At 40.0% G+C, this 260-nt stretch carries 1 protein-coding gene; it reads left to right on the top strand.

The genetic code is table 11. From position 1 onward, the window contains the following. Positions 1–158: 158 nt before the first annotated feature. Positions 159–260 (top strand): type II toxin-antitoxin system HicA family toxin (locus tag JWG41_RS17950; protein WP_332461313.1); only part of this gene is annotated, 102 nt, incomplete at its 3' end.

Below are 260 nucleotides of genomic sequence, written 5' to 3'. Positions count from 1 at the left end.
AACTCCGTGCCAGTCCCTAACGTCCCGTTCGGGACTCAGGGTCGGGAAACGTCGTCTCCACTAGTTCGTTATGCGAACAGTCGTGAAAATCTCATTTGACCCAAAAATTGTAGAAATAACCAATTGACAAATACAGCCCAAATGCTGTATTATTGCTTGTGACGGGAAAAGAATTAATAAAGATTCTAAAGAAAGATGGTTGGGAATTAGATAGAATCACTGGATCACACCATATACTTAAGAAAAAAGACAAAACTCTC

Origin of the sequence: Leptospira chreensis, assembly GCF_016919165.1 — a bacterium.
GTDB classification, from domain to species: domain Bacteria; phylum Spirochaetota; class Leptospiria; order Leptospirales; family Leptospiraceae; genus Leptospira_A; species Leptospira_A chreensis.
Note: the sequence above shows the minus strand (reverse complement) of the source record. Positions and strands in the feature narration are given on the sequence as shown.